General features: G+C 57.6%; 15 protein-coding genes. 1 reads left to right on the top strand and 14 read right to left on the bottom strand.

Annotated elements, in window-relative coordinates:
- Positions 1 to 92: 92 nt before the first annotated feature.
- From KO088_RS06335 to KO088_RS06375, 9 genes are all read right to left on the bottom strand, one after another.
- Complete coding sequence (locus KO088_RS06335; protein WP_215494038.1) at positions 93 to 2,114, bottom strand: TonB-dependent receptor; 2,022 nt, start codon at positions 2,112 to 2,114, stop codon at positions 93 to 95.
- A 695-nt stretch (positions 2,115 to 2,809) separates the two neighbouring features.
- Complete coding sequence (locus KO088_RS06340; RefSeq protein ID WP_215494039.1) at positions 2,810 to 3,301, bottom strand: hypothetical protein; 492 nt, start codon at positions 3,299 to 3,301, stop codon at positions 2,810 to 2,812.
- Positions 3,302 to 3,315: 14 nt separating this feature from the next.
- On the bottom strand, positions 3,316 to 3,732 hold the full coding sequence (locus tag KO088_RS06345; RefSeq protein ID WP_215494040.1) for a hypothetical protein: 417 nt from the start codon (positions 3,730 to 3,732) through the stop codon (positions 3,316 to 3,318).
- A 62-nt stretch (positions 3,733 to 3,794) separates the two neighbouring features.
- Positions 3,795 to 4,364, bottom strand: a complete 570-nt coding sequence (locus KO088_RS06350; protein WP_215494041.1) for an RNA polymerase sigma factor — start codon at positions 4,362 to 4,364, stop codon at positions 3,795 to 3,797.
- Positions 4,365 to 4,366: 2 nt separating this feature from the next.
- Positions 4,367 to 7,033 carry an AAA family ATPase gene (locus KO088_RS06355; RefSeq protein WP_215494042.1) on the bottom strand — a complete coding sequence of 889 codons (2,667 nt, stop codon included), beginning with the start codon at positions 7,031 to 7,033 and terminating at the stop codon, positions 4,367 to 4,369.
- Positions 7,034 to 7,045: 12 nt separating this feature from the next.
- Positions 7,046 to 8,902 carry an ABC transporter ATP-binding protein gene (locus KO088_RS06360; protein WP_215494043.1) on the bottom strand — a complete coding sequence of 619 codons (1,857 nt, stop codon included), beginning with the start codon at positions 8,900 to 8,902 and terminating at the stop codon, positions 7,046 to 7,048.
- A 246-nt stretch (positions 8,903 to 9,148) separates the two neighbouring features.
- On the bottom strand, positions 9,149 to 10,585 hold the full coding sequence (locus KO088_RS06365; RefSeq protein ID WP_215494044.1) for an MACPF domain-containing protein: 1,437 nt from the start codon (positions 10,583 to 10,585) through the stop codon (positions 9,149 to 9,151).
- Between the two features lie 279 nt (positions 10,586 to 10,864).
- Positions 10,865 to 12,301 carry a pyruvate kinase gene (gene pyk / locus KO088_RS06370; protein ID WP_215494045.1) on the bottom strand — a complete coding sequence of 479 codons (1,437 nt, stop codon included), beginning with the start codon at positions 12,299 to 12,301 and terminating at the stop codon, positions 10,865 to 10,867.
- A gap of 19 nt (positions 12,302 to 12,320) precedes the next feature.
- Positions 12,321 to 12,767, bottom strand: a complete 447-nt coding sequence (locus KO088_RS06375) for a type II 3-dehydroquinate dehydratase (RefSeq protein WP_009432697.1) — start codon at positions 12,765 to 12,767, stop codon at positions 12,321 to 12,323.
- 70 nt (positions 12,768 to 12,837) lie between these two features.
- Between KO088_RS06375 and KO088_RS06380 the strand changes: the two genes are divergently transcribed.
- The gene (locus KO088_RS06380; protein WP_060934998.1) at positions 12,838 to 13,746 is read left to right on the top strand and encodes a site-specific tyrosine recombinase; all 909 of its coding nucleotides are present in this window, start codon (positions 12,838 to 12,840) and stop codon (positions 13,744 to 13,746) included.
- Between the two features lie 90 nt (positions 13,747 to 13,836).
- On the opposite strand, the gene KO088_RS06385 is transcribed toward KO088_RS06380, so the two are convergent.
- From KO088_RS06385 to KO088_RS06405, 5 genes are all read right to left on the bottom strand, one after another.
- The gene (locus KO088_RS06385; protein WP_215494046.1) at positions 13,837 to 14,712 is read right to left on the bottom strand and encodes a hypothetical protein; all 876 of its coding nucleotides are present in this window, start codon (positions 14,710 to 14,712) and stop codon (positions 13,837 to 13,839) included.
- A 214-nt stretch (positions 14,713 to 14,926) separates the two neighbouring features.
- The gene (locus KO088_RS06390; RefSeq protein WP_060934996.1) at positions 14,927 to 15,133 is read right to left on the bottom strand and encodes a hypothetical protein; all 207 of its coding nucleotides are present in this window, start codon (positions 15,131 to 15,133) and stop codon (positions 14,927 to 14,929) included.
- Between the two features lie 462 nt (positions 15,134 to 15,595).
- Positions 15,596 to 16,996: a tRNA (N6-isopentenyl adenosine(37)-C2)-methylthiotransferase MiaB gene (gene miaB / locus KO088_RS06395; RefSeq protein ID WP_044115736.1), complete on the bottom strand. Its 1,401-nt coding sequence runs from the start codon at positions 16,994 to 16,996 to the stop codon at positions 15,596 to 15,598.
- A 225-nt stretch (positions 16,997 to 17,221) separates the two neighbouring features.
- Positions 17,222 to 17,854 (bottom strand): polysaccharide deacetylase family protein, encoded by a 633-nt coding sequence (locus KO088_RS06400; protein WP_044115737.1) that lies wholly within the window; start codon positions 17,852 to 17,854, stop codon positions 17,222 to 17,224.
- A gap of 15 nt (positions 17,855 to 17,869) precedes the next feature.
- Positions 17,870 to 21,166 (bottom strand): glycosyltransferase family 117 protein, encoded by a 3,297-nt coding sequence (locus KO088_RS06405; protein WP_215494047.1) that lies wholly within the window; start codon positions 21,164 to 21,166, stop codon positions 17,870 to 17,872.
- Between the last annotated feature and the right edge of the window lie 46 nt (positions 21,167 to 21,212).

The raw sequence follows: 21,212 nt of genomic DNA on the forward strand, positions 1-21,212 counted from the left end.
AATAACGTGGGGCTTTTACTCAAGGTATATCCCTCGTCACTCGCATCACCTCCGACAGCTCACGGGACCGCTTTGTGAGGGAGTTTGCGGATTTACTTCCCCTTACGGTCGGTCTGCTCGATGGTCTCGTTGCCCTGTCGGGTACGGAAGCGCTTCCCAAAGCTATAGGTCAGCCCCAGACGCACGCCGCTACTATGATTATTCGTCACCCAGCGGGTCTGCGTGACATCACGGAAGAAGTAGCGGGTATCGGTACGCATCGTCCCCCAGGGATTGAGGAGGGAGAGTGTGAGGGAGAGGCGGTCGTCGAGGAAGCTCTTATTCACCTCGAAGTACACGTAGGGCAGGTGGTCACGCTGGTAGGAGAAGGTCAGCTCCCTACCCGACCACTGCGCATAGATGGTGTACGTCCAGTCTCGGCTCGTCGTGTAGCTGAGGTTGAGCGTACCCCGATAGAAGAGCCCACTCCCGCCAGCGCTCAGGGCGGTGAGGCGATGCTCGGGTGCTATCTCCTTCGTGACATAGCCGAGGGCCGTCCCGAGGTTCAGATTCATCTTATGCTTGAAGAAGGAGCTATTCACACCCAGTGAGAGGGCGTAGGCGGTGCTTCGCCCTACGTTCGCCCAAGTCTCCAGCTGAGGATCAGCAAGCGCATGGATACGCCCGATAGCGTCCAGCGTCCGAGTGTAGGTGAAGGCCGTCGAGAGGAAGGTCTGCTTGACCTGACGCTGGTAGCGGAGTGCGAGCGTATGGGTGCGCTCATTGGCGATGCTCGCATTCCCCTCGGTGTATTCGGTATCGGAGGTATAGTAGCGTGTGGGGTCTACGATCTCCCCCGTGGGGCGAGAGACGCTGAGGTCATAGCTCAGCTCGACAGCATCACGCGCTCCACTATAATAGAGGCTGGCATAGGGAAGGACGTACCAAGCGCGGCGCGTCAGTGTGGAAAGGCGCTGCTCATCGTACTGCATATCCAGCAGGAAGTCCCCACCCCACTGCTCGCCCCAGCTGACCTCATCGCCCAGCTTGAGGGCATGGATCAGGCTCTTATAGCGCTGGGGGCTATAGCTCGAGCGGGTCTCACGGTGCGTCAGGGCGTAGCTGGTATTCAGCTTATGCCGAACCGCACGCCCCTCGAGCTTCGTCTGATAGGTCAGGTCGCCCGTGAGACTCCGATAGGTATTCTCCGCCGCGTGCGTAGCGGTCTGGAGGCTCAGCTCTTGGCGATCCCACTCACTCGCCAGATGCCCACGCAGACGAAGGAAGCTCTCGCCCCACTTATAGCGGCTCGCCAGATGCCCCTGCAAGACCTGCATATAGCCCGTCTCATCCAGCCGCTGAGAGGGAAGGGCATCTTGGGTGGACTCGCTGAAGCCATCATGTCCATTGCGCGAATACATCGCGACGAGCGTATTATCCCAGTGCTTGCTGGGGAAGAAGTCAAAGCGCAGAAGCGAGCTTGCCTGCTTGGTCTTAGTCGTCGTCTGATGATGCCAGCCGTGTGCCACCCCCGCACTCTTGCGGTCAAGCTGTGAGGAGATCTCCTGCCGACTCCATAGCGCCGAGGGGACGAAGGTCAGCACGGTCGTCGGGGTCTGTAGGGTAAGGTTGGCACTCGCCGAGTAGCGGGCGGGCTGACTTAGCCCAAGGTCAATGCGTCCCTTGAACTCCCGCGTGAGACTGCGTAGCCTACGTATATTGATGCGGTCGCCATCGACGCCGCCCCGCAGGACCTCGATGCGCCAGATCGACTGCGCAGGGAGGCTTGCCAGCTCTTCGGGGCTGGCAGGCGCTCCATCTATCAGCACCTGAGCGACCTGCTCGCTACCCAAGATACTGTAGCCCGCGCTCCCCATAAGGAGTCCAGGCACATAGCGTAGCGCACGGTCAGCGGAGGCACCCTTCGGCACGCCCTTCGCCTCAAGCTCAAAGATCTGCTTGTGGATATTGCCCGTATTGATCTTGCGATAGCCGATGACGCTGACGCCCTCGAGCTCGTTGTCGGGGGTCGCGATACTATCTGTCGTGGGCTGCTGAGCCGCTCCACTCAGGCGAATACCAAAGAGGAGGGCAACGATAAGGAGGCGCGTAGCCTCTGGGATGTGCTTCTTCATAAGGCCCTTGATTCGGGAAGATATTTGTCATGCGTGCGCCCTCATGAGGGGCGTGTGTGTACTACAAATTTAGAAAAAGAATAGAATAAGTAGATCTCCTCAGCATCAGCCACTTTGCAAGGAGCGGATACTAACCAATAGTGGTGGGTGGTGTGAACCTATATAGGTCAGTGAGCGAACCTATATTGGTCGCATCACCGACCTATATAGGATGGCGCAGCAAGCTATATAGCTTTGTGAAGTGACTTATATTAGGTTGTTGCTCCGCGTAGGGATAAAAGTTGTGGACGAGTGGCAGATAAGTTTGGACTACGTACGTGGACGATAAATCTACGTGCGTGGATATTTGGACTGACGTGCCTGGTCTTTAAGACTACGTACGTAGATGCGGAAAAACCACTACGTGACGGCGCTTTTTCCTTCACGAGAAGGACACTTTTCCCTCCGCTGGATAAGAGGAATACGCGCGATAAGGCGAAGGGCTTGCTTATCACGTCGGAGAGGCATATCGGGGAGCTGGGCGTGCGATACCTTAGCTGAATAAATAGCGGGCAGGACTCTGCCGCAACAGTCTCATATAGGTTCGCACCACCCTATGAGGGAGGTGCACAGCTTGCACACGGCCACAAAAAAAGTTGGCACCCGCAGATGGGTGCCAACTTCTCTATGAAAATAAGGAGGGAGCGAGGCGGGTGCTATCGCTTGTGACGCTCGAAGAAGCGGCGGGCAAAGTCCTTGCAGACCATCGGCAGGCGTACGAGCTTGTCAGCGGGAAGCGTGGAGCGACAGCGCAGATAATAGGTGCGCTCCAGCTCGGCTTCGCGGACGTGGAAGTCCAGCATCTGCTCGAGGTGGGTATTCAGCTCGGCTTCGGTCAGCGTCTTGTCGCCCTGACGTACACGGCGGCCGAGGGTTTCGGTCGAGCGCCATAGAGCGAAGCGCTTATCGTCAAGTTCGTTTAGCACGGGCATCAGTGCATCGACTTCGCCAGCGGTGAGGGAGAGCTCACGCATCAGGAAGGCACGCTTCTCAGCACGCACCTTCTCGCGCATATCCTTATGATGGTCGGCGCCCTTCTTCTTGGCTTGTGCGGACAGTCCACCCGTCAGGAGGATATTATGGGCTTGTGCTGATAGTCCACCCGTCAGGAGGAGGATGGAGCAAAGGATATAAAGGATTCGCTTCATTGTCTTCGTAGGGGTTAGCGTGTGGTCGTAAAGGAGGTATTCGTCATCGTCCCGAGGTCAGAGAGGAGCGAATTGTAGTAGGAGTCATAGCCTGCTACGGCCGTCATGCGCTCACCGTAGTCGGCGTAGTAGTTGGCATACTCGTCTTCGCTACTGACCTCTGTCTGGGCCGTAGCGACGGACTTATCCTCGGCAGTCTTCGGTGCGAAGGCACGGAAGATGAGGTTCATCGCGACGAACATCGCCGCCAGATAAGCGATGGGGCGCAGGCGCGTCCATAGGCTGACACGGGGAGCTTCGGCGACTTCCTCGGGGGTCTCCTCAGGGATATTCGCCATGATACGCTCCTCGAGGCTATCGAAGTAGCCCTCGGGGACGCTATAGTACCCACGACTCTCGGCGGGAGTAGGTAGGTTGGGTTGCTTATTCATCTCTAAATATATGCGCCCTTATCGGGGCTTCACTCTGTGTGACAACTCGTAGGGGAAAAGGTTTATTCGCTGCGCTGAAGTTCTTCTGTTACCTTCTTCATCGCGTGGTGGTAGGAGGCCTTGAGTGCGCCCTCAGACGTGCCGGTAAGTGCAGCCATCTGGTCATAGGGCATCTCGTCGTAGTAGCGGAGGCGGAAGACCAACTGCTGCTTGGCAGGTAGGCTCAATATAGCCTTCTGCAGGCGCACCTCTGCCTCATCGGCATCGAAGTACTCGTCGGCCGTGAGGCGATCCAGCAGGTAGAGCGAGTCACCCTCCTCCGAGGGGGAGATGACATTCTCCTCTTCGTGGCGACGCTTCTTGAGGAAGTTCAGGGCCTCATAGAGGGCGATTCGGTAGAGCCACGTGGAGACCTTCGCCTCGCCACGGAAGCCTTCGATAGCCTCCCAGGCCTTGATGAAGACGTTCTGCACGAGGTCGTCGGTGTCGTCGTGGTTGTAGACCATACGGCGTATCTGCCAGTAGATCTGCTGCGAGTAGAGGTGCACGACCGTGGTGAAGGCGCTTCGCCGGCGCTCCGGGTCAGCCAGCGCACGCTGGAGCTCCTCTTCAGTGACAAGTGGTTGGGGCATCGTCAAGATTTCTTTGACTTCAGGGTAGCAGGGGCTTTCTTTGCTTGCGTCGGGCTATCGGCAGTACGGCTGGACTGGATCGTATAGACGAGCTCGCCGTCCTTCCCGAGGCTGACGACGAAGGTCTCACCCGTATGGAGCTTCTCCTCGAGGATGTGCTCGACGCAGGGGTCCTCCACGAGCTGCTGCAGACGACGGCGCACGAGGCGGGCTCCGAGGCTGCGATGCGCCTCATCGATACCGACGAAGCGCTTGGCTTCCTCAGTGAGCGTCAGGCCATAACCCGAGGCTGCGAGGCGCTCTACGATAGGCTTCAGCTCCAGCGAGACGATCTGCAGGAGCGACTCATCTGAGAGGCTCTCAAAGGCGACCGTACCATCCAGACGCCCCAAGAACTCGGGGCTGAAGGTGCGCTCCAGTGCCTTGCGGACAATGCCTTCGCTACGCTCCTGCCCATTGCTGAGGCCAGAGAAGCCGACGGAGCGGGCAAAGTCCTTCGCTTCGCGCGAACCGACATTGCTTGTCATGATGATGATCGTATTGCGGAAGTCCGCCGTACGCCCCTCCGAGTCCGTCAGACGGCCATCGTCGAGGACCTGCAGGAGGAGATTATAGATATCGGGATGGGCCTTCTCGATCTCGTCAAGGAGGACCAAGCGATGGGGGCGAGTACGCACGGGCTCCGTGAGTTCGCCACCATTGCCATAGCCGATGTAGCCAGGAGGAGGGCCGATGAGTCGGGAGACGCTATGACGCTCGGCGAACTCACTCATATCGATACGCACCAGTGCCTCTTCACTGCCGAAGACTTCCCCCGCGAGTGCCTTCGCCAGATAGGTCTTCCCTACGCCCGTCGGGCCAAGGAAGAGGAAGGAAGCAATGGGATGCTGTCCGTCACGCAGCCCGAGACGGGCACGCTGTACGGCACGGCTGACGACTGCCACGGCATTATCCTGCCCGACGATACGGCTGCGGAGCTTCGCGGGGAGCTCACGCAGGCGCTGGAGCTCGGTCTTGTCCTCGATCTGCTCCACGGGGATATTGAGGCGACGAGCCAGGCCCTGCAAGAGGTCGTCACGGCCGACGGTACCCTTGCTTCGTGTGCCGCTTGTCGTGCCGTAGAAGTGGCGATGCAGGCGACGTCGGGTCTCGCTGGCAGCGGCATCGAGGATCTCACCGAGGGCGTAGAGCGCAGGCTCCTGCGGGAAGTAGCGCTGAGCGAGTGCCAGCAGTTCCTCGTAGGGCGTCTGATAGCTCACCGAGTGGTAATCCGCGAGGAAGGCACGGCGACGCTCGAAGGCCTTACGGAGTGCCTCGCCCTCGAGGGGCTTGATGATGTACTTCGCCGTGCTGAGCAAAGCGGCTTCGCTGCGCTCGACAGACTGGCTGTAGGTGGCGGGAGTAGCGTGGGCGATACACTGCATACGGCGCCGAGCAAGGCCCACGAAGAGAGCCTCCAAGACTTCGCCACCCGTACGACCGAGGGGCTTCAGGAGGCTGAGGTCACCGATATAGAGGAGCACTGATGGATCGGCCTTGAGTCGCTCAAAGAGTGACTGCAGGTACTGCTCTGCCCCACCCATCATCTGGCTTGCAGAGGCTAAGCGCAGCGGGTCAAGCTCCAGCACCGACTGGTAGCGGAAGCCCTGTGGCGTGGCACTCAGCTTATCAGCTACACTCGCACTGCCACCCTTAGCATCCAGCTCAGCACGGCGATCCATGTGACGAACAAGCGCCTTGATGATCGGCTCGGGGCTGTCATGGAGCTCATGCACCAAGACGACCGAGGGGTAGCTCTCACGCGAGAGTATCTGTATGAGGTCACGCGCTTCATCATCATAGGGCATCGGCTCCACCTTACCCTCTGGGGTCGCGGGGGTAGTGCTCGTCACACGGCGACCGAAGTCAGCGTAGGGGAAGCTCCCATCCTTCGGGGCTTCTTCGCCCTCGGGGAGCTTACCGAGCATGCGGTCGACCTGCGTGCTGATACTCTCGGCGAGTGCCTGCAGGAGTTCGTCGCTGGGTGGCAGTTCACCATCACCACCGAGCCCAGAGCCCTTCATATGCGCCAGATCTATGCGAATGGGGATACGGCGGACGCGGTCTTGGGACAAGACGATCGCCTGGGCCTGCGCTGAAGGTTTATCCGAGGCGGGCTGGCTTGGCTTGGGCTCTACGAGCTTTGGAGCGCTCTCCTCAGCGGTAGTCTTACTGCCCTCAAGGAGCATAGCGACGCGATGGAGCTGGGGGTCGGTATGCTCGTTGATGCGGTGGGCTACGAGGTAATGCGTGAGGAGCGTCGGGGGCGAACAGAAGTATAGGCTATAGAGGAGGTGCAGCGCACTGATGGCCTGCGCCCCGAGGAGCGTGGAGATCTGTGCCGCACGCGCCAGCGTGCTATGCGCTTCGATGCTGTAGAAGACGTGTGCGGGGTCTTCCTTATCGTCCGGCTGGATATGCTCGTCCACCTCGCGCAGCACCTCCTTCACGGAGATATTACGATCCATCAGGAAGCGGATAGCGGCGCTGGTGCCTTCGCTGAGCACGCCCCACAGGAGGAGGTCATTCGTGATCTCGCCACAGCGCAGCTCCTTGGCGTGCTCGGCAGCGAGCTCGAGGGCCGCACGGAAGGTATCGGTATAGTTGTACTTGACAGGATTACGCTTCATCTCTGTGTCCGCTTAGGATTTGACTTGGATAGCATGCAGCTTGGCGTAGTGTCCGCCGAGTGCAAGGAGCTCGTCGTGCGTACCCTGCTCGACGATACGCCCGTCATCGACGACGCAGATGACGTCGGCATGGATGATCGTCGAGAGGCGGTGGGCGATGACGATGGTCGTACGGCCCTCCATGAGGTGATCCAAGGCACTCTGCACAAGGCGCTCGCTCTTGGTATCGAGGGCCGAAGTGGCTTCGTCGAGGATGAGGATCGGGGGATTCTTATAGACGGCACGGGCGATAGAGAGGCGCTGGCGCTGGCCACCGGAGAGCTTGCCCCCGCGGTCCCCGATATTCGTATCGTAGCCTGCGGGCATCTCATTGATGAACTCATCGGCGTGCGCGACCTCGGCAGCCTGACGCACCTTCTCGAGGGTAGCACCCTCGACACCGAAGGCGATATTCTCAAAGACCGAGGCATTGAAGAGGATGGGCTCCTGATTGACATTCCCCATGAGGCGTCGCAGATCTGCTACTGCGACCTCACGGATATCTGTGCCATCGATGGTGATGCGCCCCTCGACGACGTCGTAGAAGCGTGGGATAAGGTCTACCAGCGTGCTCTTCCCCGAGCCCGAATGCCCGACGAGTGCGACGGTCTGCCCCTTGCGGATCGTCAGATCTACGTCACGTAGTACCCACTCCTCAGCATAGCGGAAGGAGACCTTCTCCAGGCGGATCGCCTCGTTGAAGACGACGGGCTTAGGCTCGGCAGGGTCTGTGATCGTGCTCTCGGCCTGGAGGATGCGGTCGACACGCTCCATCGAGCCCATACCACGGCGTATAGCATAGGCACCCTTGCTGAGGTCCTTCAGCGGGTTGATGAGGCTGTAGAAGATGACGAGATAGTAGATGAAGGTCGAGGCATCGATGCTGCTATCACGATTGAGGATGAGCGAGCCGCCATACCACAGCACGATAGCGATGGTCGCTGTACCGAGGAGTTCACTCACGGGGTGCGCCAGGAGCTGACGGCGGTTCACACCGATGACCGTCTGGCGGTACTCCTCGTTGGAGTCACGGAAGCGCTTATCGACGAACTCCTCCGCGGTGAAGGCCTTGACGATACGCAGCCCGCCGAGTGTCTCCTCGACCTGACTGATGAGCTGCCCCCACTGGTTCTGCGCCTCGAGGCTGGTGCGCTTGAGCGACTTCCCTACGCGCCCCATGACGAAGCCTGCGATGGGCAGGACAAGGAAGACGAAGAGGGTGAGCTGCCAGCTGATGACGAGCATCGAGCCGAGGTAGACGAAGATGAGGATAGGGTTCTTCAGAAGGAGATCAAGCGAACTCATCACGGAGTTCTCTACCTCCCCGACGTCCCCCGTGATACGGGCCAGCACGTCGCCCTTGCGCTCTTCGCTGAAGAAGCCCAGCGGCAGAGCAAGGATCTTTGCATTGAGCTGATTACGCAGGTCACGGACGACTCCCGTACGGATAGGCACGAGGAAGAAGCCCCCGAGGTAGGTAGCACCGACCTTCAGGAGCGTCATCAGCACCAGATAGATGCCGAGGATGATGAGTGTGTAGGAGGCTCCCTCAGTCTCGATGAGCCGCGAGACGAAGTAGCCGAAGTTATTCGTCACCACCTCCTTCATCTGCGACCAACCCGTTTGGGTGGTGAGGTCAAGCGAGCTGAAGGGGATATAAGTCGTCACCCGCTCCTCGATCTGGAAGAGGATATTGAGGATGGGCATCACAAGGGCGAAGGCCACCAGATTGAGCAGAGCGCTCAGGATGTTGAAGAGCACCGCAAGGCTCAAGTACCCCTTATAATAAGGAGCGATGAAGCGGCGGATCAACATGAATATATCTTTCATCTATGCATCTTAGGGCTCACGCACCGAGGGCTTTTACTGGGCTTAGCTTCGGCACGGAGGCTACTTATCCAAATGTAATAATCTTATCAAAGATACGACAATGCCGCGGCTTCCTCCCGAGCCGCCGCATTCGCTGTGCCGCCAAGGCAATACCAACACCCACTCTCCCTCTGCTATTAGATACACTTCACCCCCCTACAGCAAGCATAGCAATAGGGGGGTGAAGCACTATTTAGGAGTGAATTATCAGCTCTTACGTATGAGGAGATTTGCCAAAGAAACCCAGCTCTTTGCACCAGTAGAAACTATAGGGTTAAGCCCCCAGAAGCGCAAATTACCTGTATCTTCCTGCTCCGTTCGCAGCACAAAGTCTCGGCACAGATACTTCGAAGACTTAAGGCTTTGGAAAGTCCATAGCCCAGTTTCCTGCATACGCGCATACCACCTGGTCATTGAACGGCCTTCCTCCTCAAAGATCTTGTAAGAACCAGCGTCAATATATACGAAGGCCTGCTGACTCTCATAGCGAGGGAGCATTACATTCAGATAGGTCGACTGGTAAGGGATCAGCTCATAGGTCTCGGGGTTAGATAAGACATACATTGTACTCCCCAGTTCGCTGGGTCGCACCAAGTCTAAGATCCCAGAGAAGTACTTTACCTTCAGCGGAATATCTGAGATAAGCGAAGGGATCGATGGATTCCCTTCTTCAAGCTCTAAGAACGTCGTGTGCGCATTGGCATTGATCTGCTCTTGGAAGAGACGCTGATCATACCGCCCCACCGTATGATCTAGATCTATGACCGAGCTGAGGTTTGGCTCGTACTTACTTCCAGACTGTAGATAGGTTACCCCCAACTGCGAAAAGTTGTTGCTCACCTTCTTCTGGAGCTCAGGAAATAGGGGCATTCCTCCTACCCAAAGCGCACCATGAATAGCCATGACTTCACTCTCAGTGAATAGTGATGAGTTAGCAGCCACGGCCAAGTCTTGAGAGGCACCCGTGGAATATGAAGTCACGACATGCGTCCCATATTTCTCCACCAGCGCAGCCGCCGAAAGCACTTTAAGATCTCTCACGAAACGCTTACTTAGATAGAACTCATAGTCCATCGGATCTGCTACTTCATATCGCTCGTAGAGATATTTATACCCCGTAGTATAGCGATAGACATATCGCTGCAGGCTCCCTACAGAGTATCTCCTATTACCATAAGAGCAAGTCACCTTCTCATAGCCCGGACCTACCGCTACGACCATTGAGTCACTGAATGGCTCAGCCTTGGAGGCCTGGTAAGTCCGCTTAAAGGAGCGGTCCTCAGGCTGGACACTAAGCTCGGTATGCCGTGGCACACGAAGCTCAGGGGTAATAGCCCGACCAAAAGGAGACCATGGATCATTAGAAGCGATGCGCTTCTCATCCAAGACACTCCACCGCGTGAAGCCCCCAGCATCATTAGCCGTATGTCCTACAAGGTCGAAGCACTTCCCCAGATAGCGCTCTGCTGGCAAGGTCTTAGGCTCTACCCCATGGAGGCGCATGAAGGTGGGGTAAGTACCCTCTGATGCGATCTTCCGATCTGGTGATGGACGATCTGGATCATCCTTCTCCTTACAGGAGCTAATGCCGAGAGCCATCAAGGCAACCAAAGCCAAATAGGAGGAGTTCCTTAGTGCTTTCATCTCTATGAAATGGGGGGACTTAATATATATACGTATTGGACAGGCGAGGCAGCTCCTCATAGGGAAGGCATAACTCTACTTTTCTCGACGCAAATATAGTACATACTTGAATACATCGGAGCATAGTACCTACGGCTTCCCCTAAAGCGGATCATAGGGCTATCCACAGCACGGGACTATGGCGGAGAAACGGCTACTCGCAGGGGGAGAAAGCGACGGGGCCACTACCGAAGGATATCGGGAGTGGCCCCGTAAAGAGGTATTCAGCGAAGCGCCGAATTACTTAGCGTTCTTAGCGAGGATCTCCTTGACCGTGTCGATCTCGAGCGAGTGAGCAGCACCCGACTGACCGATCGTACCGCTCATATAAGCAGCCTGCGTGTCTTCGCTGATGAGGCCTGACTCGATGAAGCTCTTGATACCTGCAGCCAGACGTGAGCCTGGGCAAGCAGCGTCTTCAGCGTAGTGAGCCGTCACACCGTAGCTGAGAGCCAGCTGACGAGCCAGAGTAGGATCGTAGCAGACAGCGCAGACGGGGACCGTAGCACGGAAGGAAGAGAGGTAGCGAGCCGTACGACCGGTGAAGCTATCGGTGATGATAGCCTGCGTGTCGATCTGCTCGACGCTACGTACAGCCTGCTTAGAGAGGAAGGCCGTCGTGGTGCTCACTTCCTTAGAGTAAGGCACTTCGTCGTTGTATTCGCGCTCGAGGGTCTTCTCAGCCTCACGGATGATGCTTGCCATCGTCTGGACAGCCTCGAGGGGGTACTTACCGTTAGCCGTCTCACCAGAGAGCATGACAGCGTCGGTGCGGTAGTAGACAGCGTTAGCGATGTCGCTGACCTCTGCACGCGTAGGCAGGGGGTTGTCGATCATCGTGTGGAGCATCTGCGTAGCGACGATGACGGGCTTCTTAGCAGCGATACACTTCTTGATGATCATACGCTGGATGGAGGGGACCTTCTCAGCGGGAACTTCGATAGCGAGGTCACCACGAGCGATCATGATACCATAGCAAGAGTCGATGATCTCGTCGATGTTGTCAACACCTTCCTGGTTCTCGATCTTAGCGATGATCTTGATGTCGCTCTTGTGCTCGTCGAGGATCGTCTGGATCTCCTCGATGTCCTTCTTGTTACGGACGAAAGAGTGAGCGATGAACTCGATCTTCTGGGGGATAGAGTGCAGGATGTTGCCACGGTCCTTCTCGGTGAGTGAGGGCAGGTCGATGCGTACGCCAGGGACGTTGACGCTCTTGCGGCTACCGAGCTTACCGTTGTTCTGACAGACCGTGAAGAGCTTGTCGCCTTCCTTCTTCTCTACGTCGAAGGCAAGAGCACCGTCGTCGAGGAGGATGCGAGCACCTACGGGCACGTCGTGGACGAAGTTCACGTAGTTCACGTTGATGACTTCGTTGTTGGTCTTGGCTTCGGGGTTAGCCTGGAAGATGACCTTGTCACCAGCGTGGAATTCGCGCTTGACTTCTGAGTCACCTTCGAGGACCGTCGTGCGGACTTCGGGGCCCTTCGTGTCCAGGAGGACAGCGACGCTGGGCGATACAGCACGCGTATTGTTGATGACCTGGGTGATACCCTCCTTCGTCATGTGGGCGGTGTTCATACGTACGACGTTCACGCCAGCTTCGACGAGCGGACGGATGAATTCTACGTCGCAGCGCAGATCCGAGATAGTAGCTACAATCTTAGTTTTCTTCATAATGCTTAATTGGGGTAATTTATTCGTGGGTCGGTAGAGGTAAGCCCCCACACACGGCTTCGATGGCTAAGCGGTATCCATCGAGACCGAAGCCCGAGATCGTCCCTCGGCAGGCCTCTGCGATGAGGGAGCGCTGGCGGATAGGCTCACGCTTATAGATATTGGATATATGGACTTCGATAGTGGGGGGAGTGATAGCCCGGAGGGCATCGGCCAAGGCCAAGGAGGTATGGGTATAGGCACCGGCATTGAGGATGATGGCGTCAGCGCCGGCATCGTGCAGCTCATAGAGCCTGTCAAGGAGCGCCCCCTCATGGTTCGACTGGAAATAGGTCAGACGAAGCTGGTGATCATAGCGCTGGTGCAGCTGCTCCAGGCAAGTGTCCATCGACATCGTGCCGTAGATGCTGGGCTCACGCTGGCCGATCCGAGCAAGGTTCGGCCCGTTAATGATCTCTATCCACATTCGTTATTTCGGGGGTATTCCTATTGTCTTCTTACCTTTGCAAAGATAAATTAAAATTCTCACTTTTTGAATGCTCCCTGACGATATACGCACGCAGTTCCTCTCGCACCTACGCTTCGAGCTTGGCCTCTCAGAGAATACGTGTGAGGCTTACCTCAGCGACGTCGATAAGCTCCTCAGCTACATGGACGTCGAAGGGCTCAGCATCGAAGCCATCGACTATCCACGGCTGCAACACTTCATCGCCACACTCCATGATCTGGGCATCGGCCCGACGTCGATCTCACGCATCATCTCGGGTATCCGCTCCTTCGGGCGCTATCTCCTCCTCGAGGGCTATGTAGATAGCGACCCCACGGCACTCCTCGAGGTGCCACGCAAGGGGCGCTATCTCCCCACTGTGCTGACGACCGCCGAGGTCGACCGCATCATCGAGGCCGCAGGGAGCAAGGGCGGCGTCGAGGGTCAGCGCAATCGTGCCATCATCGAGGTGCTCTTCAGCTGCGGGCTGCGTGTGAGCGAGCTGTGTCACCTGACCTTCCCCGACCTCTTCCTCGACGAAGGCTATCTGCGCGTACAGGGCAAGGGGAGCAAGCAGCGCCTCGTCCCGCTGAGTGACTCCGCCATCGCCGAGGTCACCCGCTACCTCCGTGATCCCGACCGTGCCACCCCAAAGCGAGGACAAGAGGACTACGTCTTCCTCAGCCGTCGTGGGCAAGCCATCTCCCGCATCACGGTCTTCGTCATGGTGCGCGAAGCCGCCGAGATGGCAGGCGTGGAGAAGAAGATCAGCCCCCACACCTTCCGTCACAGCTTCGCCACAGCGCTCCTCGAGGGCGGCGCGAACCTCCAAGCTATTCAGCTCCTCCTCGGTCACGAGGATGTAGCGACGACGGAGATCTACACGCACATCGACCGCACCAAGCTCCGCGAGCAGGTCGAGCGCTATCACCCCCGCAATCGCAGAGCGAGGTCGTAGCATACCACCTCACCCCGACATACCAATAGCCAAGAGGCTGGAGAGCATAGACTCTCCAGCCTCTTGTCGCTTAACATCATTGGGTGAAGGCTACTCCCTCACGATCGTGACGTATAGATACTTGATGAGGTCCTTCACGCGGAAGCGCCCTACCCGCTCGGCTCCCCAAGTAAAGTAGGTGAACGATACACGCTCCCCGTCTTCTGACCATACCGCCGTCCCGGGCTTGATGACGATCCAATGAAGGCGAGCGATACGGTTACCCTTGGAGTCCGCCTTGATCAGCTTCGAGTCAATGAGCAGAAACGATCGGGTCGGCTTCCTCAGCGCTTCGATGATCGCTCTTCTGTGCACTCTCTCGGAGCCCCAGCCCACGAAGCTCAACCTCTGTACAAAGCGCTCGTGCGGGTAGATGCTCCTCAGCCAATACAGCATATCTTTCGGCGGACTAAACAGCGCTAACGGCCCAGCCTTGCCATCCACCCCGAAGAGCATATTCCGTCCCTCTCGCATCGCGCCTAAGAACATCCAGTCAATGCCCGAGATCCCTTCACGGGAACTCCCTCGCAGTCCCTTGCTTGCCTGCAGATAGAGGTCCCCGACAGCACATATCCCCGTCTCGTAGAGGGCGAGCATAGCGGATATATAAGCCACAGGATCCGTGAGCATCAGATCGTAGGCAATAGCCGCAGGGCCGCAAAGCTCAGTAATCCCTTGATTGGGGAGGGGATAGGACAAGGTAGTCCCAGCGTATGGGTAGGACCGTAAGCGATCCGCCTCCTCTCGGGACATTTCTTGCCGACAAAAGCGTGCCTGCATCTCCAGCTTCACCTGCTCACGGCTATAGCACTCCCAGACGCGCGGGGAGGGCTCTGGGCTCTCAGCCAAGTATGTCAGGACCTTCCTCCCTACCGCAAGGGCATCAAGAGGCTCTGGGGATGGATCTGTCGGCTTCATTGTATTCATAGGACGCTCATCATACGACCTTGTATCATCGCCCAGGTGCGGTAGGCACCCCAGGTGAATAAATATCGACCGCAAACATAGCGATATTATCCGTACTACTATAAGCCTCTCGAGCAAAGCAGGCAGTAGCCAGCCGTCTTGTGATGCCTTACGCACTTCGCCCCACATTGTGTCGGGACAATGTGGGGCGAAGCTGTTTCTTTTGGGTGGCTATTTAGCCATTCCGATACGCCGTCCATTCCTTGCCCAGGCGCTGAAGGAAACGCTGGGTCAGGAGCGCGGCCTTGGGGATGCCTATGACAAGGACTATCAGAACGAGAAGGCTTTGCAGTGGATTCATCGACGCCACATCCTGGGCATCTGCAAAGAAGAGTAGCCAGGCGAGGGTCGTATAGGCGACCATTAGGAGGATTCTACTCATCGCTTACCATCGTGCTAAAGGGTTAGTAATCGGTTTACTCTCCAAAGGAACGCCTTTTTTCGCATTTCACAAAGGCCTCCACTTCCTACGGCGACGCTGTCCGTTCCTGCGGTCGCTCGACGACAACCAAGCACAGGACTTCTTGCCATCCAGCCGAAGAAAAGCTGTCCACGACTACGCCTAATCCTCCGTCCACGTACGTGGTCATAAAGTCTATGCACGTAAATCCTATGATCCACGTACGTAGATTTAACGACCACGTACGTGGACAAAGCTTTCTCTGTAGTGGTATGCAGTTTTCCACGAGGTGCGTGGGAAGTTTTCCTTCGCTCGCTGGGAGTAGTCCGAATAGTCAAGCAAAGCCGCTTGCACTATGGGAGTAAAGCGACATCGCCCCACAGATTCGGCGAAATCTGTTGGGGCGATGCTTGATTCTTTGCTTCGGGGAGAAGCTGGAGGCGCTTACTCGGCTTCGGGCGTATAGCCTTCGGCAGGGCGCACGGGCTTCCCGATGAGGGTCGCTGCCGTGGCGGACTCGATGCGTACATCCACGTACTGACCGACGCGGTAGCCTTGCTTGTCGAAGACGACGACCTTATTCTGCTGGCTACGGCCGAAGAGCTGTTCGCGAGAGCGCTTGCTGAAGCCCTCGATGAGGACCTCGAAGGTCTTCCCCACGTCACGCAGGTTGCTCTCGAGCGAGAGCTGGGTCTGCAGCTCGATCATCTCGTTGAGGCGGCGAATCTTCTCGTCCTCGGGGATATTGTCGATGAGGTACTTGGCGGCATACGTCCCGGGGCGCTCGGAGTACTTGAAGAGGAAGGCATTGTCATAGACCACCTCACGCATAAGGCTCAGCGTATCCTGGAAGTCCTCCTCGCTCTCGTCGTGGAAGCCGCAGAAGATATCCGACGTGATGGCGCAGTCGGGCATAGCACGGCGGATAGCCGCGACACGCTCGAGGTACCACTCACGGGTGTAGTTGCGCTTCATGAGCTTGAGGATGCGGTCGTTGCCCGACTGTGCAGGCAGGTGGATATGCTTGCAGATATTCGGGTACTTCGCCATCACAGCGATGGCCTTGTCGTCCATATCCTTGGGGTGAGGCGAGGTGAAGCGGATACGGATCTTAGGCACAGCGAGGGCAACCTGCTCGAGGAGGTCACCGAAGTCATACGTGCGGTCCCCGTCCACAAAGCGGTAGGAATTCACATTCTGCCCGAGCAGCGTGATCTCACGATAGCCCTTGGCCTCGAGGTCCTTCACCTCACGGATGATGCTCTCCAGCTCACGGCTACGCTCGCGACCACGAGTGTAGGGCACGATGCAGTAGGAGCAGAAGTTATTGCACCCACGCATGATGGAGACGAAGCCCGAGAGGTTGAGTCCGCCGATCTTCAGCGGGAGGACATCCTTGTAGGTCTCGGTGGTGGAGAGCTGTACGTTGATCGCCTTCTCCCCGCGCTCGACAGCGCCGACGAGATTCGGCAGGTCGAGGTAGCTATCGGGGCCGACGACGAGGTCGACGTGGTGCTTCTCGATCAGCTCCCCCTTAGCACGCTCCGCCATACAGCCGAGGACGCCGATGATGATACGGCGGCGCTTCTTGCGGCGGATGGAGTGATAGTAAGCGATGCGGTTGAGGACTTTCTGCTCGGCATTGTCGCGCACAGAGCAGGTATTGAGGAAGATAGCATCGGCCAACTCAGGGTCTTCGGTCAGGTGAAAGCCGTCCATCTGCATGATGGATGCGACGACTTCGCTGTCGGCGACATTCATCTGGCAGCCATAGGTCTCTATATAGACGCGGCGGGCGGTGGCGGTCGAAGGCTGAGCGCTCTGGGCGGGCTCGATCTTGGTCATGAACTATATGAATTGCTTAAGTGACGGTGGGAGGTGCGTAGACCTTCTTAAGAAGGGGCTTCTCCCGCAGTTGGAGATAATATATTTATCTGTATATTTGCAATGAAAATGTAAGATTTTTCATAGTTAAGGTTTTGGTTAATAGGTTGGAGCTGGCTGGGAAGTCAGCTCCGCTTTTTTATACCTATACCAAGACCTTCTACGATCTTCATCCCATGCTATATATCAAGGGGCATCGCCGATACGCAGGAAGTGATAGCCCTCACTCTGGAGCCAGCGCACGGCTTCGGGCATCGCTACGCGCATATTCTTCTCCGCCTTGAGCGAGTCGTGGAAGACGATGATCGAGCCGTTGCGCGCATAGCGCTTCACGTAGCCGACGATGGTCTCCGGGCTGAGCTCGGCATTGTAGTCGCGCGTCACGACATCCCACATCACGATCTCGAAGCTATGACTAAGCTCCCTATTCTGCGAGAAGCGCAGGTGCCCGTGCGGCGGACGGAAGTAGCGTGAGTGGATGAGCTCATGCGCGTCATACACGTCGCGCATGTACTCCTTCGTCGAGTGGAAGATACCCTGGATATGATGATAGGTGTGATTGCCTACCGTGTGACCACGGCGACGTATCTCCTCGAAGAGCTCGGGGTAGCGTCGCACATTGTCTGCCACGCAGAAGAACGTGGCCTTGATCCCTAACTCATCGAGCTGATCCAATACCCAAGGCGTGACCTCGGGTATCGGACCATCATCGAAGGTAAGGTAGATACTCTTGCCCTTGAGCGCGGGGATACGCCAGCGCGCTCCAGGCACGAGCATGCGGTACCACATAGGTACCCGACAGAGGATGCGCTCGATCATCGGCGGAAGAGTGGACTACTGAGCTACGCCCAGACGGCGGAGCAGTGCTGCGATCTCCTGCTCATAGCGGGAGAGCGCCTGCGAGTTGTAGTCCTTAGCGAAGTCGAGAGCGTAAGAGATCGCCGTATAAGCCTCCTGCAGCTCACCATGGAGTGAGACCTCCTCGAGCCTCTCTTTGGGGAGCTGTACCGCCCAGGTCAGCGTGCTCAGCGCACGGCGGGCGATAGCCTGCAGCACGTGGTCAGCCTCAGCACGCATATCGGCACGATAGAGGGCATCAGCGAAGTAGAGTGCGCTCGTCTCGTAGGGGACGTTCTCCTCGAGAATGACGGAGAGACACTTCTTCAGTATGGCCTGTGCCTTCTGCTTATCGCCACGCTCGAGATAACCATTCGCCAGAGGCGTGAAGATCTGATTGCGCAGGGTCGATACGATGCCACGGGCGTTCTCATCGAAGTACGTACCCGGGCGATCAGCACCGCACCAGCGGAACTTCGTCATCACCGTCTCGTACATACGATCCAGATTGCCGATGCCGTAGTCGATAGCACGGCCCGTGCTGTCGACACGTGGAGCGAGCGGGAGGAGCTGCGAAGCCATACCCGTCTGCACCATGCTGGCGGTCATACCATTGAAGGCATTGCGGGGCGAGGTGATCGCCCAGTAGATAGGACGCTCCCACTTATTGCCCGCGATGAGGTCAAGTACGCTGAGGCCACCGATATCGAGGAACTGACGGCCGTGCAGGCTCAGTGAGAAGTCGGGAGTGATATGCCCCGTGAGTGCGGGGAAGCTCTTCGCGATGCGCTGAGCGACAGCAGCCGAGTCGACGGCGACGTAGAGGTCGGGCGAGGGCAGCATAGCAGGCGAACCAGGGCCATGACCCTGCAGTGCCTTATAAGCCTCCTCGACGCTCTGGCGCTCACCGCCATTGGGACTGACGAGAGCGTAGTTGTTGTAGTAATAATAGGACTTGGGCAGGAGACCGATGGGCAGAGGCTTGCCTTCGTAGGCCTGCTTCTTCATCTGGTCGATGTACCAGTCACCCGAGAGATAGGAGAGATTGACGGTGCGGACGTCCGTGCGGATGCCCTCGACTTCCTGTGCGTACCAGAGGGGGAAGGTATCATTGTCACCATAGCAGAAGAGGATGGCATTCGGCTCACAGCTCTCGAGGTAGTTGCGGCCCATATCGCTGGCGACGGTGCGACCCGAGCGGTCGTGGTCGTCCCAGTTCTGCCCTGCCATCTGTATGGGGATGAGCAGGAGCACCAGCGAAGCGACACCTGCAGCAGCCGTAGAGATGGTGACAGGCGCGTCCTCATCACTGGTCTTCTTCGCAGGCTGCTTGGAGAGATAGCGGCTGGCGGTCGTAGCGATAGCAGCCACACCGAAGCCCACCCAGATAGCGAAGGCGTAGAACGATCCCACATAAGCGTAGTCACGCTCACGGGGCTGACCAGGATACTGGTTGAGATAAAGCACGATGGCGATACCCGTCATGAAGAAGAGCATAAAGGTCACCCAGAAGCTCTCCACACCACGACGCCCGCGACCGATCTGGAAGAAGAGGCCGATGAGCCCGAGGATCAGCGGGAGGGCGTAGTAGACATTGTGCCCCTTATTGCCCGTCATATCCTCGGGGTGCGTATCGCTATCCCCGTAGAAGAAGCTATCGACGAAGGGAATACCCGTAGCAGCGCCACCACGCAGGAGGCCGCCGTCACCCTGAAGGTCATTCTGGCGCCCGGCGAAGTTCCACATAAAGTAGCGCCAGTACATGTAGGTCAGCTGGTAGTTGAAGAAGTAGGTGAGGTTGTCCCCGAAGGTAGGCTGCGACATATCATCGGCAGCACGCCCCATCCACGTATTGTACATCTGCGCATGACCACGGTCATAGACACGGGGGAAGAGCATCATGCTCGAGCCCTCATAGACGGGCTCATCCTTGGGCGCACGTGCTACATAGCGGTCGGGGTCAGAAGGCTGAGCCTTATCGACACGACCGTAGGTAGGCTCACCTTCGTCGAACTCAGGACGGCCGTCGGCGCCGTACTTATAGGGCGACGCGAAGGTAGGGCCGTAGAAGAGCGGTGCCGAGCCATACTGCTCACGCGCCAGATAGTAGCGGAGCGAGAAGGCATCAGCAGGCGCATTCTCATTCATCGGAGGGTCAGCTACCGCACGCACGAGGATCACCCCGTAGGAAGAGAAGCCCATAGCGATAGCCACGAGCGACATCTGTACCGTCTGGACGGCACGTGCGCGAAGCCCCTTATATAGGTAGAAGAAGGCAATGATACCAGCCGCCAGTGCAAGGGCGACGATACCATTCCCGATGAGGGGGATCCCCATCAAGATCAGCGACAGAGCGATAGAGATACGGAAGCGATGTGAGCCGAGGAGCTTGGGATCCTGCACCGCACGGTCGGCTTCGTAGACACCCCAGATGAGGACAGCGACGAGTACCGCGAGGTAGATATACAGCCCTTGGTTGTAGCTGAGGCCGCAGGTATTGACGAAGAACATATCCCACTTCCCTGCGAGCTTAGGCACACCCTGCACGACCCCGTACATCATCAGCCCGACGAGGGCGAAGGAGCCGAGGAGCGCCAGAGCACTGCCCTTGAGCGTGGGTGTCGTGGCACGGCGGTAGTAGTAGACCAGCGCCATGGCGGGCAGACAGAGCAGGTTCAGCAGGTGCACCCCGATACTGAGGCCCATCAGATAGGCGATCAGCACCAGCCAGCGGTCCGAGCGCTCGTACTCGCTGCGCTCCTCCCACTTGAAGATCAGCCAGAAGACCACCGCTGTGAAGAGCGAGCTGAAGGCATACACCTCCGCCTCGACAGCGCTGAACCAGAAGGAGTCGGAGAACGTGTACACCAAGCTACCCACCAGACCAGAGCCAAGGATAGCGATAGCCTGCCCCATCGTCATCACCTCACCAGTGGGCTCAAAGCCCTGCTTGCCGAGATGCGCGCGAGGCGTCAGCACACGGCGTACCATATGGGTGATCGTCCAGAAGAGGAAGAGGATCGTGAGGCCGCTCAGCACGGCACTCGTGGCATTGGTCATCAGTGCCGCACGCTCAGGGCTACCGCCCAGATGCGAGATCACATTATAGACCAGCATGTAGAAGGGCGCGCCAGGAGGGTGCCCGATCTCGAACTTGTAGTCACAAGCGATGAACTCCGCACAGTCCCACAGGCTCGCTGAGGGGCCGATCGTGAGCAGATAGGTGAGCGTAGCGACTGCGAAGATCGCCCAGCCCACGAGGTTATTTGCTCGGTTAAATTGCTTCCAATTCATGTATATCTCTATTAGATGTGCGACCCGCCACGAAGGGTCAGGACAC

The organism is Porphyromonas bobii (genome assembly GCF_943169685.1).
Taxonomy (GTDB): Bacteria; Bacteroidota; Bacteroidia; order Bacteroidales; family Porphyromonadaceae; genus Porphyromonas; species Porphyromonas pasteri.

Coding starts and splice junctions, on each gene's coding strand:
- KO088_RS06335 (WP_215494038.1), bottom strand. CDS start 2,114: ATGAAGAAGCACATCCCAGAGGCTACGCGCCTCCTTATCGTTGCCCTC.
- KO088_RS06340 (WP_215494039.1), bottom strand. CDS start 3,301: ATGAAGCGAATCCTTTATATCCTTTGCTCCATCCTCCTCCTGACGGGT.
- KO088_RS06345 (WP_215494040.1), bottom strand. CDS start 3,732: ATGAATAAGCAACCCAACCTACCTACTCCCGCCGAGAGTCGTGGGTAC.
- KO088_RS06350 (WP_215494041.1), bottom strand. CDS start 4,364: ATGCCCCAACCACTTGTCACTGAAGAGGAGCTCCAGCGTGCGCTGGCT.
- KO088_RS06355 (WP_215494042.1), bottom strand. CDS start 7,033: ATGAAGCGTAATCCTGTCAAGTACAACTATACCGATACCTTCCGTGCG.
- KO088_RS06360 (WP_215494043.1), bottom strand. CDS start 8,902: ATGAAAGATATATTCATGTTGATCCGCCGCTTCATCGCTCCTTATTAT.
- KO088_RS06365 (WP_215494044.1), bottom strand. CDS start 10,585: ATGAAAGCACTAAGGAACTCCTCCTATTTGGCTTTGGTTGCCTTGATG.
- pyk (WP_215494045.1), bottom strand. CDS start 12,301: ATGAAGAAAACTAAGATTGTAGCTACTATCTCGGATCTGCGCTGCGAC.
- KO088_RS06375 (WP_009432697.1), bottom strand. CDS start 12,767: ATGTGGATAGAGATCATTAACGGGCCGAACCTTGCTCGGATCGGCCAG.
- KO088_RS06380 (WP_060934998.1), top strand. CDS start 12,838: ATGCTCCCTGACGATATACGCACGCAGTTCCTCTCGCACCTACGCTTC.
- KO088_RS06385 (WP_215494046.1), bottom strand. CDS start 14,712: ATGAATACAATGAAGCCGACAGATCCATCCCCAGAGCCTCTTGATGCC.
- KO088_RS06390 (WP_060934996.1), bottom strand. CDS start 15,133: ATGAGTAGAATCCTCCTAATGGTCGCCTATACGACCCTCGCCTGGCTA.
- miaB (WP_044115736.1), bottom strand. CDS start 16,996: ATGACCAAGATCGAGCCCGCCCAGAGCGCTCAGCCTTCGACCGCCACC.
- KO088_RS06400 (WP_044115737.1), bottom strand. CDS start 17,854: ATGATCGAGCGCATCCTCTGTCGGGTACCTATGTGGTACCGCATGCTC.
- KO088_RS06405 (WP_215494047.1), bottom strand. CDS start 21,166: ATGAATTGGAAGCAATTTAACCGAGCAAATAACCTCGTGGGCTGGGCG.